This window comes from Mesorhizobium abyssinicae (assembly GCF_049887195.1).
GTDB classification, from domain to species: domain Bacteria; phylum Pseudomonadota; class Alphaproteobacteria; order Rhizobiales; family Rhizobiaceae; genus Mesorhizobium; species Mesorhizobium abyssinicae.
Genome location: NZ_JARAKC010000001.1, coordinates 236,207 through 250,910, shown reverse-complemented (window position 1 = coordinate 250,910; position 14,704 = coordinate 236,207). Strand labels below are relative to the sequence as shown.

Below are 14,704 nucleotides of genomic sequence, written 5' to 3'. Positions count from 1 at the left end.
ACTCCGTCCAAAGAGCGAAATGGAAATGTCCCCGCGTCGAATCGACGCCTCTAAGTCGGGTAATTGATTCGCTTTTTTCATGCGAATCATGCGAGAGGCGCTTGACCTTCTGGCAGAATGGCGGAATCAGGACGATTCGAAATATTAACCCGTGCCAGGCGTCGACGGGAAAATTGAGAGATGCCGGGTGCTGGTCACTGGACGGGCAAAAGGCCTGCCACAGATATCAGGGTTAATCTGGACTTAACGAGAGATGCGGTTACTGGCCCGGTGAAGAGCGTTCTGGTGCGAGCGCATCCGATTTGACCGGCACTGCAGCTTACGCGGCTCCGCTTTAAGGCCGCTTGGAGACGACAAAGAATGGCGACAAAGGAAAAGGAAGAGGTCGAGACCGAACGCGAAGGCGCCACCGATGGCCCTCTGCTCGACCTTTCCGATGATGCTGTCAAGAAGATGATCAAGGCCGCCAAGAAGCGCGGCTACGTTACGATGGACGAGCTGAACTCGGTGCTGCCTTCGGAGGAAGTGACCTCCGAGCAGATCGAGGACACGATGGCGATGCTCTCCGATATGGGCATCAATGTCGTCGAGGACGACGAGCAGGGCGAGGAGTCCGAGGCCGCCGATACGAGCGCGGACGCCGAGGAAGACGCCAACGAACTCGCCGAGCAGACCGGCACCGCCGTCGCCACCACGACCACCAAGAAGGAGCCGACCGATCGCACCGACGATCCGGTCCGCATGTATCTGCGCGAGATGGGCTCGGTCGAGCTTCTGTCGCGCGAGGGCGAAATCGCCATTGCCAAGCGCATCGAGGCCGGCCGCGAGACGATGATCGCGGGGCTCTGCGAAAGCCCGCTGACCTTCCAGGCCATCATCATCTGGCGCGATGAGCTCAACGAATCGAAGATCCTGCTGCGTGAGATCATCGATCTGGAAGCCACCTATGCCGGGCCCGAAGCCAAGCAGGCGCCGGTGGTCGAGCGGATCGAGGAAGCCCCCAAGGCGGACGAAAAGCCGCGTGGCCGGGGCGCCGCGCGCGACGAGGAAGACGACATCACCAATGTCGGCGGCGACACGCGCGGACTGGAGGAAGACGAGGACGACGAGGACGAGGCGAGCCTGTCGCTGGCGGCGATGGAAGCGGAACTGCGCCCCCAGGTGATGGAGACGCTGGACGTCATCGCCGACACCTACAAGAAGCTGCGCAAGCTGCAGGACCAGCAGGTCGAGAACAGGCTGGCCGCGGCCGGTACGCTGTCGCCCAGCCAGGACCGCCGGCTGAAGGAGCTGAAGGATCAGCTGATCAAGGCGGTGAAGTCGCTGTCGCTCAACACGGCGCGCATCGAAGCCCTGGTCGAGCAGCTCTACGACATCAACAAGCGCCTGGTACAGAACGAGGGCAAACTCTTGCGGCTGGCCGAAAGCTATGGCGTGCGCCGCGAGGAATTCCTCAAGGAGTATCAGGGCTCGGAGCTCGATCCGAACTGGACGCGCTCGATCGCCAACCTGACCTCGCGCGGCTGGAAGGAATTCACCAAGAACGAGAAGGACGCCATCCGCGACCTGCGTTCCGAAATCCAGAACCTCGCCACCGAAACGGCGATCTCGATCCTGGAATTCCGCAAGATCGTCAACCAGGTGCAGAAGGGCGAGCGCGAAGCGGCGATCGCCAAGAAGGAAATGGTCGAGGCCAACCTGCGCCTCGTCATCTCCATCGCCAAGAAGTACACCAACCGCGGCCTGCAGTTCCTCGACCTGATCCAGGAAGGCAATATCGGCCTGATGAAGGCGGTCGACAAATTCGAATACCGCCGTGGCTATAAGTTCTCGACCTACGCGACGTGGTGGATCCGGCAGGCGATCACCCGCTCGATCGCCGACCAGGCGCGCACCATCCGCATTCCGGTGCACATGATCGAGACGATCAACAAGATCGTGCGCACCTCACGCCAGATGCTGCACGAGATCGGCCGCGAGCCGACGCCGGAGGAATTGGCCGAGAAGCTGGCCATGCCGCTGGAGAAGGTGCGCAAGGTGCTGAAGATCGCCAAGGAGCCGATCTCGCTCGAAACGCCGGTCGGCGACGAGGAGGATTCGCATCTCGGCGACTTCATCGAGGACAAGATGGCGATCCTGCCGATCGACGCCGCGATTCAGGCCAATCTGCGCGAAACGACGACCCGCGTGCTCGCTTCGCTGACGCCGCGCGAGGAACGGGTTCTCAGAATGCGCTTCGGCATCGGCATGAATACCGATCACACGCTGGAAGAAGTCGGCCAGCAGTTCTCGGTGACGCGCGAGCGCATCCGCCAGATCGAAGCCAAAGCGCTGCGCAAGCTCAAGCACCCGAGCCGGTCGCGCAAGCTGAGAAGCTTCCTCGACAGCTGAGGCAGGCAAGCCAACGCAATCCAAAGGGCGCCATTGGCGCCCTTTTTCATTCTGGTCGAAGGCTCTGCTGCTCTTGCCCGTGACAGCTGCCAGGAGGATACTTCGCGCGTCGGATGCATTTTCCGGGCGATAAACCGGATGCCCGCCCCGGCGATTTGATCGCCGTGCTCCGTGGCGCCGGAGGGAGGTATGCCATGACGACTTACATCTTGCTCCTCAACTGGACCGAGCAGGGCGCCAGGAATGTGCGCGAGTCACCGAAGCGGCTCGATGCCGCCAAGAAACAGCTGGGCGAGATGGGCGGATCGTTCAAGGCGTTCTATCTGACCATGGGCGACTGCGACATGGTGGCCGTGGTCGAGGCGCCGGACGACGCGGTGATCGCGCGCTTCGCGCTGATGCTGGCGGCGGGCGGCAGTGTCAGGACACGGACCCTGAAGGCATTCCCGGAATTCGCCTATCGCGAGATTATCACCTCGCTTGGGTAGCGCTCGGCGCGGCGCGGGTCTGCGTGGCGCTGCGTCATATTGCGGGGCCGTGCCGCCTCGCCGATAGTCGCGCCATGTCGAAGCCCCTGCTCACCGTCTGGTACAACACGCGCTGCCCGGTCTGCGACGCCGGCATCACGAGGCAGAAGCGCCGGCTTGTCGAGGCTGTCAAGGCGGGCCGGATCGAGTTCCGCGACATCAATCTCGAACCGGCGGTGCTCGCCGGATACGGCGCTTCGCTGGAGGATATCCGCCGCCGCCTGCACGCCACCGACGCCGAGGGCAGGCTGCTGGTCGGCGCCGACGTCGCGATCGCGGTGTGGCGGAGGACGCCGGGCGAAGGCTGGCTGGCGGCGCTGTTCGGCAACCCTGTCCTGCTGCCGCTGACACGACTTGCCTATGATCGCTTCGCCGATCTTCTCTACGCCTGGAACCGGCGCAACGGCCGCTGGTAGACGAAGGCCTCACCGATGAGGGTAGGCCCGGATCCGGTCCGGGCTTGCCGGCTACCTGGAGGCGGGTTCGCACAGCGGGCTGAAGCCCAAGGCTCTTCAGCGTCGAGATGAATGAGACGATCAAGGTCATCAACAGCGACAGCACCAGCGGAGTGAGAACAGCGGCATAGCGCGCTGGCAGTCTGCCGCGCTTGCGGGTCGTGGGCATTTGGGATTTTCCCTGAAGTGTCCGGTCGAGCGCATAGGCATCCTTTGGCCGCTTGCGGCGCAATTGCCCGGAACGACCGGGGATGGATGCGTTGCTTGACGTCAGACGCTTACGGAGTGGTCGTCGACCCTCGCGCGCCTTCTACTGGCGGGCGTCTGCGAAATCAATCCCGCTGGCGCTGTTTTCAGATACATCGTAAGATATATCTTGATTGACGAGGCGGCGTGCCTAATTGAGATATATCGTAAGACATAACTCAAGGAGCAACCCATGCACAGACATCATCCTTTCGGCGAGCGCGCCGAGCGCGCTTTCCTGCATATGGCCGGCAAGTTCGGCGGTCGCGGCGGCGGTTTCGGTCCGTTCGGGGCGGGCATGCGGGGCGGCGGCCGCGGCGGCCCGGGCGACATGTTCCGCGCCGGGCGCATGCTGGCCGACGGCGATCTCAAGCTGATCACGCTATCGCTGCTGGCCGAGGCGCCGCGCCACGGCTACGACATCATCAAGGCGCTGGAGGAGCGCACCAGCGGCATCTACAGCCCGAGCCCGGGCGTGGTCTATCCGACGCTGACCTTCCTGGAAGAGGCGGGCTATGCCATCTCCTCGGCGGAGGGCAACAAGAAGGTGTTCTCGATCACCGAGGCCGGACAGGCGCATCTCGACGAGAACCGCGAGACGATCGACCACGTGCTCGACCATCTCGAACGCTTCGGCCGCAAGATGGCCAAGGCGCGCGACTGGTTCGGCTGGAACGACGATAGCGAGGAGGGCGGCCGGCATCGCGGGCGCCACGAAAAGCGCGATGCGTTCCGTGCCGTGCGCCACCGGCTGCGCGCGGCGCTCAGCGAAATCGTCGACGCGCCGGAAGACAGGCAGGCGCAGGCGATGAGCATCCTGGAAGATGCCGCCGCGGCGCTTGAAGCGCTGTCGCGCCGCTGAAGCCGCCAGCAACCCACGCAAAAAAGCCCGGAAGATCCGGGCTTTTTTCGTTGCTGGAGCCGCACGTATCTGGGACGTGCCTGCTGGCGGTCATTCCTTGCCGACATATTCGCTGATCAGCTTTTCGTTGCGCGCCTTTTCGATCTTGGCGGTCGTCTCGGCGGCGACGCGCTCGTCGGTGCGGTATTTGACGAGGTTGACCAGGCTGCCGGTGAGCAAGAGCACCCCCATGCCCCAATAGCCCTTGGTCGACAGGTCGACCGGGGCGAGCCACAGCGACAGGCCAAGCATGAAATAGGCAATGCCGACCGAGATGGTGTTGAACATGATGTAGGTCTGATTGGCGTTCATTGTCGTTGTCCCTTTGGTTGGCGAAGTAGGTTTCGTGGATCAGTGCGTGGATTTCAGGCGCTCGAGCACGTCCTGTGCCCGGACCTTGGTCGAAGGGCCGTGGCCTGCATCCTCCAGCTTGCCGCGGATGGCTTCCTGGCTGAGGCCGGCATCGATCTCGTCGAGGATGCTGGCTTCCTCGAACGGGTCGCTGCGCTCCCGGATGCGGGCGAGCAGCGCCTCTGCCTCGTTGAGGCTTGCCGTCCGGCCGATGGAACGGTTGAGGCGGCGCTGCGCCTTCTGCTCGGCGTCGATGGCGCGCGCCGAGATCATGCCCTGGTTGAGGTCGACGATGCGTCGGTGCGCCTGTTCCAGCGACAGGCGCATGCGCAAGGTCTTCTCGGTCAGGCTGCGCACGGTGGTGCGGCGGACCTCGCGTTCGTTCTCCAGTTCGGCGATGGCGGAAGCGCCATCGTGGGCGAGGGCCTCGGCTCCCGCGGCAAGGGCGCTGCGGGTGCGCGTCTCCAGATCGGCGATGCGGCGGTCGAGCTGGTCGAGGCTGGCCTGTTCGGCGCGCTGACGCACGATCAGCGAGGCCAGCGTCTGCTTGGCGGCGGCGAGGCCGGCTTCGGCGTCGCGGATGCGCTGGGCGAGAAGATCGACGGCGAACTGGTCCTTCAGCCGGTCCTCGGCCTTGGCGCCGGCGCCGTCCAGCAATGTCCTGAGAAGACTGAGCATTTGTTCGTTCTCCCTTTTATGAACGTTGTTCACAGGGCAAATGTAGCAGAAAATGAACATTGTTCAAGATGCTTTTTGAACGCTGTTCATGCAGAATGGATTATGGTAAACCGGCATCCGTTGCCGCGCCCAAGAGGCGGCGGAGATGATGCGGAGACAAGGTTTGGCACTGGACAAGGAAGAGATGAGCGAGCGCGTCATCGCCATCGCGGAGAATCTGATCGAAGCCGGCGGGGCGGAGAACCTGAAGGCCAGGACCATCGCCACCGAGGCCGGCATCGCGGTCGGCTCCATATACAATCTGTTCCGGGATATCGACGACCTGCATCGCGCCGTGAACATGCGGCTGCTCGATCGGCTGGGTGAAGCCGGCGCCGCAGCGATGGCCGAACTCAAAAAGGCGGGGGTGACCGACACGCGGCAATGCTTGCTGGCGCTGGCGCGTGCCTATGCCGGCTTCGTGGAGGCGCATCCGGCGAGCTGGCCGGCCTTGCTCGCCTTCAACCGCCGCCAGCCGGCGCATGCGGAGCCGGACGCCTATGAGGCGCGGCTCAGCGAACTGCTGCAGATCATCGCCAGGGTGCTCGCCGACGGCCGCTTCGGCCTCGACGAAAACCGCCTGCGGATCGCCGCCCGCACCTTGTGGTCAAGCGTGCATGGCATCGTCACCAGCGGCTATGCCGCGAATTCCGCCGGGCACCAGGCCGACGAGACCTGGGAGCAGATCGAGCTCCTGGTCGCCGTCTTCATCAAGGGGCTGGAACGGGGCGGGACATTGGATCATGCTGGCACGGCACCGTCGTGACGCCTAAATGCGATAATGAGAACCGGCGCAGGCATTTTGCGCCGAGGTGAAAGTGGAGATTTGAACCATGTCTTTTCTGAAAAAGCTTTTCGGCGGTGGCGGCGGCGATGCGGGCGAACCCAAGAGCGCGGCGCCGGCAAAGCAGGTCGAGCACAAGGGTTTCCTGATCAGCGCCACGCCCTACAAGGCCGATGGCCAGTACCAGACCTGCGGCGTGGTCTCGAAGGAAATCGACGGCGTGACGAAGGAACACCGCTTCATCCGCGCCGACCGTTTCGCCGGCCTGGACGATGCCGTCGACATCTCGATCAAGAAGGGCATCCAACTGGTCGACGAGCAGGGCGAGCGAATCTTCGGCTAGGACATGCTGGCGTCCCGGCGCCGACGATCGGAAATGAAGAGGGGCCAGGCGCCGATTGTCGGCGTCTGGCACTTTCAATTTAAGAACAGCGGATGTCTACGCCGCTGCCGCAACCTGCTTGCCGGCGGTTCCGGCCACCACCGCGTTGACCTTGGCAGTCGCCTTGGCGATCGCGGCATCAACGGCGTCCGGGCCCATGCCGACGCCTTCGATGCGGATGACGTCGACATCGGTCATGCCGAGGAAGCCGAGCACGCCACGCAGATAGGGGATGGCGTGATCCATCTGCACGGCCGCGCCCTCGGAATAGATGCCGCCGGAAGCGAGCACGATATAGACCTTCTTGCCGTTGACGAGACCCTTCGGCCCGCCTTCGCCGTAGGAGAAGGTCTTGCCCGAACGGGCGACGTGATCGACCCACGACTTCAGGGTCGAGGAGATGCCGAAGTTGATGAAGCCGGTGGCGAGGATGATGGTGTCGGCGGCGAAGAGCTCGTCGAGCACCGCGTCGGAGACGCCGACGACTTCGGCCTGGCGCTGGCTGCGCGCCTCGGCGGGCGTGTAGATGCCGGTCGAATAGTCGGGATCGATATGCGGCAGCGGATTGGCGACGAGATCGCGCACGACAAGCGTGTTCGACGGATCGGCGGCAAGCAGCTTGTTGGCAAGCTCGGTGGCGATGCGGGTCGAGTGCGAGGCGGCGCCGCGCGGGCTCGAGGTGACAAGAAGAATGGGCATTGCGGGGCTCTCCAGTGGGATTGAACTGTCCCGCTGAATATGGGTCGCTCGACTCATTCGAAAAACTGGTATATTTTCTATACGATCCATCCACAAAATAGATATAACGATGCAGCCCAATCCAACGCTCGACCAGTTGCAGATCCTGGTGGCGGTTGCCGATACCGGCAGTTTCTCGGCCGCCGGCCGCAAGCTGAACCGGGCGCAATCCGTCATCAGCTATGGTATCGCCAACCTGGAGGCGCAGCTTGGGCTGAAACTGTTCGAGCGCGAGGGGACGCGCGAACCGCAACTGACCGTAGTCGGACGGGCGATGCTCGAAGATGCGCGGCGCATGATCGGCGTGCTGCAGCGTATGCGCTCGCGTGTCGACGGCCATCATCAGGGACTGGAGGCCGAAGTCGCGCTGTCTGTCGATGCGGCGCTGCCCTCGCCGGTGCTGGTGCGAGTGCTGAAGGCGTTCGAGGCGCAGTTTCCGACCGTGATGCTGCGCCTGCATATCGGCACGCTTGGTGTCATTCCCGATCATGTGCTCAGCGGGCAGGCCGACCTCGGTATCGGCGGCATGCTGGGCGAGGTCGACGTCCACCTCGTGCGCATCGGCTTCATGTCGATCGTGCTGGCCGCCGCGCCCAGCCATCCCCTGGCGCTGCTGCCGAAGCCGGTGACGCTCGAGGATGCGCGCGAACATACGCAACTCGTCGTCACCGACCAGTCCGAACGCACCAAGGGACGCGACTTCGGCGTCTTCGCCTACCGCACCTGGCGGCTGACCGATATGCGCACCAAGCATATGCTGATGCGAGAGGGGCTTGGCTGGGGAGGCCTGCCGCGCTGGCTGATCGCCGACGATCTGGCAAGCGGCAGGCTGGTGGAGCTCGACCTCGAGGTCTTCAGGGAGGCGCGTTCGCCGCTTTTTGCCATGCATCGCAATGACAGCAGCCCGAAGCCGGCTGCGGCCTGGCTGATCGACCGGTTCAAACGAGGGCTCGGCTGCTTCAACGAGATGGAGCCGGGCGTGTGGACCGAGGAGCAGCCGGAGACAGACCGTCGATCAGCGCCATGAGCACGGCGCGGTAGTCGCCGCTCGATGCTCCCGCTTCGACGGCAAGCGCGGCGCGGTCGAAGGCAGCGGCGAGCAATGCGGTCAGCGGCTCGATCGGCAGTCTTGCCATGGACTGCTCGCGCATCGCCGCGACGAGGCCTTCGCGCAGCGAGCGGTTGCCATGGCGGTTGTCGATCTCATCCATGGCGGAGCGGCCGAGCACGGCGGGCCCGTCGAGAAGCAGCAGGCGGGTGCGGCCCGGCGCCCGCATCGCCGCGAGATAGGCGTCCGAGCCGGCGATCAGCGCGTCGCGGGCAGGGAGCGATGCGGGCGAGGCGCGCTCGATCTCTTCGGCCACCGCGCCAGCCTCCTGCTCGACCACGGCGGCAAACAGCGCCTGCTTGTCGGCGAAATGGTGATAGAGCGCGCCGCGGGTGACGCCGGCGGCGGCGACGATCTCCGGCGTGCCGGTCTCGGCATAGGACTTTTCGGTGAATAGTTTTCGTGCGGCGTCGATCAGATCGGCGCGCGTCGCCTCGGTGCGGTCGCGGTTGGAGCGGCGCGAGGATTCTCGTTGCATACATGCAGCCTGTATGTTATTGCATTTACATGCAGACTGTATGTTGTTTGACGGGAGAAGGAAAGATGAAGACGACGAGCTACTATCCGGTGCTGATGACAGGCGACGTCGCCGGTACGAAAGAATTTTATGTCGAGCATTTCGCCTTCAAGCCGCTGTTCGAGAGCGACTGGTATGTGCATCTGCAGTCGGCCGAGGACCGCCGGGTCAATCTCGGCATCGTCCAGGGCGACCACGAAACGATCCCGGAGGAAGGGCGGGGCCGCACGTCGGGCCTGCTGATCAATTTCGAGGTCCGCGACCCCGACGCGATCTATCAGCGGGTGCTGGCCGCCGGCCTGCCGATCCTCAGAACTCTCTGCGACGAACCTTTCGGCCAGCGCCATTTCATCACCAGGGATCCGAACGGCGTGCTGATCGACGTGATCAAGCCGATCCCGCCGAGCCCCGAATTTCAGGCGCAGTTCGTGCAGGGAGCGGCGGCGGGCTGAGCGGCGACCGTTGGCGGCAATTGTCGGCATGGCGATGCCGACGGGCGGCCGCCTGGCGGGCTCGCGTGCCTCGCGAAGCAAAGCGCATGCTGTCGTTAAAGTCGCCCGTGATTTTCAAGTCACGGATGATCCAGGCGGCGGTTTCACTTTCCTGACGGCAATAATCCTTGCGAAAAACCTTGTTTGCCTATTGTATTGTTCAGCAATAGCGGTGTCGGGGGATAGCTATGGCCAGTCGAGGAGAGGAATCAAATTCTGGCCCGTATACCGACAAATTCGAGAGGGTTCTGCGGGCGGAGTATGACGCCATCCTCGATCGCCGCCGCGCGCTCGGCGTCGATGCATCAAAAGATACTGGCGGCAAGCCCGATTCCGTTGCCAAGGGTGATCCGGCCTGGCTGTTTGGCGTGGCGCTTTCGGGTGGCGGGATAAGATCGGCTTCGCTCTGCCTCGGCGCGCTTCAGGCACTCGACCAGTACAAGCTCATACCTCGGATCGACTATCTGTCGACGGTATCGGGCGGCGGCTACATCGGATCGGCGATGATCGCCGACATGACGCGCCAGGAACTCGCGCCGGCGAAGAGTGGCAAGCGCAAGCGGCCCGATTTTCCCTTCGCCTCGGGCGACGACGTGCGCGACAACGCGCTGGTCGGCCACATCCGCGACAACAGCCGTTTCCTGGCGCCGCGCGGCTTCCAGGATATCACGCTGTCGATCGGCATTCTGATGCGCGGCTGGATGGTCAATGTCCTGCTGTTGCTGACGCTGATCCTGCCGCTGGCGACATTCGTCATCCTGACCAACCCGACCACCGATCATCTCGGGCACAGCATCGTGCTCGACGTCGCCAACTGGCTCTTCGGCGACGATTGGGGCAAGGCGGGATGGGCCGCCAGCCTGCGATCGCTGGTGGCCAACCCGTTCGTGCTCTCGCGGTCGATGATGGTGGTTCTCGCCGTCTGGCTGGTCGTCTGGGGCTTGCGACGGTCCTATACCGACAGCTATGCCTTTGCGCGCAAAGGCGAGCGCCTGGAACAGGACAGCAATTGGGCCAAGGGCGGTCGCACCCTGCTGCTGGTCACTGCCGGCCTGCTCCTGATTGAAATTCAGCCGAAGATCATCCTGTGGCTGATCGAGGTGACCTCTCCGAAGGCTGGTCATCGGCAGACGACAATGGAGACGCTCAAGGCGCTGATCACGGCGGCCGGGGCCATCGTCACAGCCACCGCCGCCTTCAGGGGCATTCTGATTTCCTGGCTGCAGAAGGCCCTGAATTCGCCGGGGATCGGACACCAGCTGCGCGGCTATCTGGCGCGCGCGGCATTTCTCGCACTCGGTCTTGCCCTGCCCCTGCTGATCTACGGCTTCTTTCTGTTGATCACGATCTGGGGCATCAAGATCTTTTCGCCGATCACGATCTGGGGCTTCGACGTGTCGTGGCTGTTTGGCCGCGACAGTGGCTATGCCTACGGTCCAGCCTGGCTGACGGCCGACAATCGCGTCCTGTTCACGATCCTTGTCATATCGATGGCGCTGTTTCTGGCGGCGCGAACCTTTGTGGTTCGCTATCTCGCCGACGATCTGGCCCCCGGTCGGCTCAGTGGCTTCTTTGGCGCGATGAGGCATGACTATAGCGGATCGGTGGTCATCAAGGTGCTGCTGCTCATTGCATGCTCAGCCATTTTCGCCGTGGCCGCCAGAATGGCGAAAGGGGTCTGGCAGCACGACGAATCCACCGTGCTGCTCAACTATCTGGCCATCAGCGCCATCGTCACAATGGTGGCCTTCAACTTCACCGAGAACGCCAATGGGTTGCACCGCCTTTACCGCGACCGGCTTCGGCAGGCATTTCGCCTCGGCGGCAGCGAAGACCAGGCCGACATCGCGCTGGATGCCCTCGGCGCGATGGCGCCCTATCTGTTGATAAACGGCACGTTGAATGTGCGCCGCGCCAGGGATGCCGGGCAAACAGCCGGTCCTCCGAAGAGGTCCGTTCTCGTCCGCGCGATCCGCTGGGTGGGCGCCAAGGTTGCCGCAGCCATAAGGTTGAGGGCCTGGTGGGGCGGGCCGGATATCATTCTGCCGGGCCACCATCGGCCAATCGCGCCCCCACCTGCCGTGCAAGTCCACAGCCTTCCCGAGGCCGACCCGAGCAAGAGAGGGCGCAACGCCGAATTCTTCCTGTTTTCAAAACATTTCGTCGGCAGCACCTCGACCGGATATGCGTCCTCGACAGCAATGGCCAAGGCAGAGGGGCAGTTGGACCTCGCGGCAGCAGCGGCGATCTCGGGGGCCGCCATCTCCTCCAGCATGGGTCGCACCAGCCTCGGCCTGCTTGGGCCGACGCTTGCCCTGCTCAACCTGCGACTGGGGTTCTGGCTTCCCAACCCGAGCGGGATTGCGCTTGGAAAGCGGCCCCCGCGGCGCAGTTGGGAAGATATCCTGCGGCTGTATCTGCTCGCGGAGGCGACGGGGCAGCTGAGGTCCGACAGTTCGCGGGTCTACATCACCGATGGCGGCCACATCGACAATATCGGCCTCTACCAACTGCTCAAGCGCAGGTGCAAGCTGATCATCGTGGTCGACGCCGAGGCCGATGCCGGCATGAATTTCGGCGCCTTCACCGACGTCCAACGCTTCGCGCGGATCGATCTCGGCGTGCGCATCTCGCTCGACTGGCGACCGGTCAGGGACGCGGCACTGGCGCGCGACGCCAACCGCACCAAGATCGTCCCGCCGGAATCGGATTTGCATCTGCGGCATTTCGCGGTCGGCAAGATCCTCTACGAGAATGATCCGGTCGAAGGCATCCTTGTCTACGTCAAGGCGTCGGTTACCGGCGATGAGCCCGACTATGTCCTCGATTACGAGCGTCGCTACCCGCTTTTCCCGCATGAATCGACCAGCGATCAGTTCTTCTCGGAAGAGCAGATGGAGGCCTATCGCGCACTTGGCTTCCACGCCATGCGGGTGGCGCTGCGCGAACGGCCGCATACGGCTGAGATCAAGGCCGAGGACAGCGCGCAGGCAAGTCTGGTTGCCTTGCTGAAGATGCGTCTGGGCAATCAGGGGCAAGAGATCAGATAGCGCATCGGGGACGCCCCGACGATTACCGGGGCGTTGGGAGCAGGTCGCTCAGTTCGGCCTTGCCACCGGCGTCACCGCGACCTGGCTGACGCCGGTCCGCCGCACCACGGTGCAAAGCGTCTCGCGGCCGATGCGCTCGGCGTCGAGCATGCGCACGAGGTCGTCGACGCCGGTGACCGGACGGCCATCTATCGCGGCGATGATGTCGCCTTCCTTCAGCCCGGCCCTTGCCGCCGGGCTGTTCTTTTCGACGCTGCGCAGGCGCACGGCGGTGCTGCTCGAGACCTGCGACAGAAGGGCGGCGCGGCGCGGCAAATTGGTGGTGTCGGCGGAGACGCCGATGAAGGCGCGGCGCACGCGGCCGAAGCGGATGATCTCCGAAATGACGAAATTGGCGGTGTTGGAGGCGACGGCGAAGGCAATGCCTTGCGCGCCATGGATCATGGCGGTGTTGACACCGATCACCTCGCCCGCCGACGACACCAGCGGCCCGCCGGAATTGCCGGGGTTGAGCGCCGCGTCGGTCTGGATGACGTCGTCGATCAGCCGTCCGGTCGAGGCGCGCATCGAGCGGCCGAGCGCGGAGACGACGCCGGCGGTGACGGTCCATTCGAAACCGAGCGGATTGCCGATGGCGATCGCGATCTGGCCGCGCCTCAGCCGCTTGGAATCGCCGAGCGGCGCGACATCGGTGAAGCTGCCGTCGGCGCGCACCAGGGCGATGTCGGTGTCGGGATCGCGGCCGAGCACGCGGCCTTCGCGCGACGCGCCGTCCGGCATCGAGACGCGCACGGCGCGCGCGTCGCCGACGACATGGAAGTTGGTGACGACCAGGCCATCCGGCGTGATGACGAAACCGGAGCCATGGCCGCCGGCGCCGCCGACACGCTCGATGCGGCAGACGGCGGGACCGATGCGGTCGACCGCGTCGGCGACGGTCGCCGAATAGGCGTCGAGCAAGGCTTCGTCGGATTGGAGTTTGGCGGCGGCGAGGGCCATGGGAAGGGCTCCGTGGTATCAGGCGCAAGGATGATTATATGTGCGGAGCGGCCCGTTCGGCCGCGACCTGACCAGATGGCCAGTCGCGCGGCCGACTGGCCATGAGGCGAGTACCGGCCGGCGTCCTGTCGAGCGATATCTGGGTAATCGCAAACCCAGGAGAACAATGATGAGCGACTTCAATTTGAGCGCATTTTCCGACGCAATCGCCGATCTCGCGGCAGCGGCCGCGCCGGCGACGGCGAGCCTTGCAACCCATCATCATCGGACAGCGAGCGCCTTCCACTGGCGCGACGGCTATTTCGTCACCGCCGAGGAAGTCGTGGAGGCGGGCGAGGAGATCGAACTGACGCTGGCTTCGGGCGAGACGGTCAAGGCCGAGCTTGTCGGCCGCGATCCCTCGACCGGCGTTGCCCTGCTGAAGCCCGCCGGCGCGGCAGGCACGGCCTCACTCGCCAAGGCGGATGCGGTGCGGCCTGGTAATGTCGCCGTCGCCATCGGCAACAGCGACGGCGCAGCACTTGCCGTGTTCGGTTCGGTCGGCGAGGTCGGTCCGGCCTGGCGCTCGATGCGCGGCGGGACGATCGACCGGCGCATCAATCTCGCCGTCAACGCCGGCTCACGCTTCGAGGGTGGACCCGTGCTCGATGCCAGGGGCGGGCTGATCGGCATGCTCCTGTTCGGGCCGCGCCGGCGGGCACTGGTCATGCCTTACGAGACGATCGAGCGGGCGGTGGCGACGCTGCGCGAGAAGGGGCACGTCGCACGCGGTTATCTCGGCGCCGGCCTGCATCCGGTCCACAACAGCGACACCCACGGCGCGATGGTGATGAGCCTCGACGACAACGGTCCGGCCAAGGCCGCCGGCCTGCATCTCGGCGACATAATCGTGGCATGGAACGGCGAAGCGGTGCAGGGTCCGCGTGACCTGATCCGCAAGCTCGGACCGGACAGCGCCGGGGCGTCGGTGACGCTCGGCGTCGTGCGCGGCGGCGAGGCGCGCGATGTTGCCGTGACCATCGGCGAGAAGCCGCTGAGCTGAGGGCA

General features: G+C 64.4%; 15 protein-coding genes. 10 read left to right on the top strand and 5 right to left on the bottom strand.

Going from position 1 to position 14,704, the window contains the following annotated elements; translation table 11 throughout:
• Positions 1-360 precede the first annotated feature (360 nt).
• From rpoD to PU724_RS01060, 4 genes are all read left to right on the top strand, one after another.
• The gene (rpoD, locus tag PU724_RS01075) at positions 361-2,391 is read left to right on the top strand and encodes an RNA polymerase sigma factor RpoD (RefSeq protein WP_127311323.1); all 2,031 of its coding nucleotides are present in this window, start codon (positions 361-363) and stop codon (positions 2,389-2,391) included.
• Positions 2,392-2,585: 194 nt separating this feature from the next.
• Complete coding sequence (locus PU724_RS01070) at positions 2,586-2,879, top strand: GYD domain-containing protein (protein WP_127284282.1); 294 nt, start codon at positions 2,586-2,588, stop codon at positions 2,877-2,879.
• 74 nt (positions 2,880-2,953) lie between these two features.
• Complete coding sequence (locus PU724_RS01065) at positions 2,954-3,334, top strand: thiol-disulfide oxidoreductase DCC family protein (RefSeq protein WP_354419226.1); 381 nt, start codon at positions 2,954-2,956, stop codon at positions 3,332-3,334.
• Between the two features lie 478 nt (positions 3,335-3,812).
• Positions 3,813-4,481 (top strand): PadR family transcriptional regulator, encoded by a 669-nt coding sequence (locus PU724_RS01060; protein ID WP_354419225.1) that lies wholly within the window; start codon positions 3,813-3,815, stop codon positions 4,479-4,481.
• 90 nt (positions 4,482-4,571) lie between these two features.
• Here the strand turns inward: PU724_RS01060 and PU724_RS01055 are convergent, their stop codons facing one another.
• Positions 4,572-4,832 (bottom strand): YiaA/YiaB family inner membrane protein, encoded by a 261-nt coding sequence (locus PU724_RS01055; RefSeq protein ID WP_126058794.1) that lies wholly within the window; start codon positions 4,830-4,832, stop codon positions 4,572-4,574.
• 39 nt (positions 4,833-4,871) lie between these two features.
• Positions 4,872-5,549: a PspA/IM30 family protein gene (locus tag PU724_RS01050; RefSeq protein ID WP_354419224.1), complete on the bottom strand. Its 678-nt coding sequence runs from the start codon at positions 5,547-5,549 to the stop codon at positions 4,872-4,874.
• Positions 5,550-5,712: 163 nt separating this feature from the next.
• Between PU724_RS01050 and PU724_RS01045 the strand changes: the two genes are divergently transcribed.
• Entirely contained in the window at positions 5,713-6,354 is a 642-nt protein-coding gene (locus PU724_RS01045; RefSeq protein ID WP_354419222.1) for a TetR/AcrR family transcriptional regulator, read from the top strand.
• A 67-nt stretch (positions 6,355-6,421) separates the two neighbouring features.
• A complete protein-coding gene (locus PU724_RS01040) occupies positions 6,422-6,715 on the top strand; it encodes an HlyU family transcriptional regulator (RefSeq protein WP_127422021.1) in 294 nt (97 codons plus the stop codon).
• A gap of 96 nt (positions 6,716-6,811) precedes the next feature.
• On the opposite strand, the gene PU724_RS01035 is transcribed toward PU724_RS01040, so the two are convergent.
• On the bottom strand, positions 6,812-7,453 hold the full coding sequence (locus PU724_RS01035) for an FMN-dependent NADH-azoreductase (RefSeq protein WP_127391798.1): 642 nt from the start codon (positions 7,451-7,453) through the stop codon (positions 6,812-6,814).
• 109 nt (positions 7,454-7,562) lie between these two features.
• Here PU724_RS01035 and PU724_RS01030 point away from each other — a divergent pair, with 109 nt between their 5' ends.
• Positions 7,563-8,519, top strand: coding sequence for a LysR family transcriptional regulator (locus tag PU724_RS01030; RefSeq protein WP_354419219.1), 957 nt, complete (start codon positions 7,563-7,565; stop codon positions 8,517-8,519).
• Here PU724_RS01030 and PU724_RS01025 read toward each other — a convergent pair.
• Positions 8,452-9,078 (bottom strand): TetR/AcrR family transcriptional regulator, encoded by a 627-nt coding sequence (locus PU724_RS01025; RefSeq protein ID WP_354419217.1) that lies wholly within the window; start codon positions 9,076-9,078, stop codon positions 8,452-8,454. The genes PU724_RS01030 and PU724_RS01025 overlap by 68 nt on opposite strands.
• A 65-nt stretch (positions 9,079-9,143) precedes the next feature.
• Between PU724_RS01025 and PU724_RS01020 the strand changes: the two genes are divergently transcribed.
• Positions 9,144-9,569, top strand: coding sequence for a VOC family protein (locus tag PU724_RS01020; protein WP_127308814.1), 426 nt, complete (start codon positions 9,144-9,146; stop codon positions 9,567-9,569).
• 227 nt (positions 9,570-9,796) lie between these two features.
• A complete protein-coding gene (locus PU724_RS01015; protein ID WP_127391795.1) occupies positions 9,797-12,658 on the top strand; it encodes a patatin-like phospholipase family protein in 2,862 nt (953 codons plus the stop codon).
• A 48-nt stretch (positions 12,659-12,706) separates the two neighbouring features.
• Here the strand turns inward: PU724_RS01015 and PU724_RS01010 are convergent, their stop codons facing one another.
• Positions 12,707-13,657 (bottom strand): S1C family serine protease, encoded by a 951-nt coding sequence (locus PU724_RS01010; RefSeq protein ID WP_127308816.1) that lies wholly within the window; start codon positions 13,655-13,657, stop codon positions 12,707-12,709.
• Positions 13,658-13,826: 169 nt separating this feature from the next.
• Here PU724_RS01010 and PU724_RS01005 point away from each other — a divergent pair, with 169 nt between their 5' ends.
• Positions 13,827-14,699: a S1C family serine protease gene (locus PU724_RS01005; protein WP_127283577.1), complete on the top strand. Its 873-nt coding sequence runs from the start codon at positions 13,827-13,829 to the stop codon at positions 14,697-14,699.
• The last annotated feature ends 5 nt before the right edge of the window (positions 14,700-14,704 follow it).

Coding starts and splice junctions, on each gene's coding strand:
- rpoD (WP_127311323.1), top strand. CDS start 361: ATGGCGACAAAGGAAAAGGAAGAGGTCGAGACCGAACGCGAAGGCGCC.
- PU724_RS01070 (WP_127284282.1), top strand. CDS start 2,586: ATGACGACTTACATCTTGCTCCTCAACTGGACCGAGCAGGGCGCCAGG.
- PU724_RS01065 (WP_354419226.1), top strand. CDS start 2,954: ATGTCGAAGCCCCTGCTCACCGTCTGGTACAACACGCGCTGCCCGGTC.
- PU724_RS01060 (WP_354419225.1), top strand. CDS start 3,813: ATGCACAGACATCATCCTTTCGGCGAGCGCGCCGAGCGCGCTTTCCTG.
- PU724_RS01055 (WP_126058794.1), bottom strand. CDS start 4,832: ATGAACGCCAATCAGACCTACATCATGTTCAACACCATCTCGGTCGGC.
- PU724_RS01050 (WP_354419224.1), bottom strand. CDS start 5,549: ATGCTCAGTCTTCTCAGGACATTGCTGGACGGCGCCGGCGCCAAGGCC.
- PU724_RS01040 (WP_127422021.1), top strand. CDS start 6,422: ATGTCTTTTCTGAAAAAGCTTTTCGGCGGTGGCGGCGGCGATGCGGGC.
- PU724_RS01035 (WP_127391798.1), bottom strand. CDS start 7,453: ATGCCCATTCTTCTTGTCACCTCGAGCCCGCGCGGCGCCGCCTCGCAC.
- PU724_RS01030 (WP_354419219.1), top strand. CDS start 7,563: ATGCAGCCCAATCCAACGCTCGACCAGTTGCAGATCCTGGTGGCGGTT.
- PU724_RS01025 (WP_354419217.1), bottom strand. CDS start 9,078: ATGCAACGAGAATCCTCGCGCCGCTCCAACCGCGACCGCACCGAGGCG.
- PU724_RS01020 (WP_127308814.1), top strand. CDS start 9,144: ATGAAGACGACGAGCTACTATCCGGTGCTGATGACAGGCGACGTCGCC.
- PU724_RS01015 (WP_127391795.1), top strand. CDS start 9,797: ATGGCCAGTCGAGGAGAGGAATCAAATTCTGGCCCGTATACCGACAAA.
- PU724_RS01010 (WP_127308816.1), bottom strand. CDS start 13,657: ATGGCCCTCGCCGCCGCCAAACTCCAATCCGACGAAGCCTTGCTCGAC.
- PU724_RS01005 (WP_127283577.1), top strand. CDS start 13,827: ATGAGCGACTTCAATTTGAGCGCATTTTCCGACGCAATCGCCGATCTC.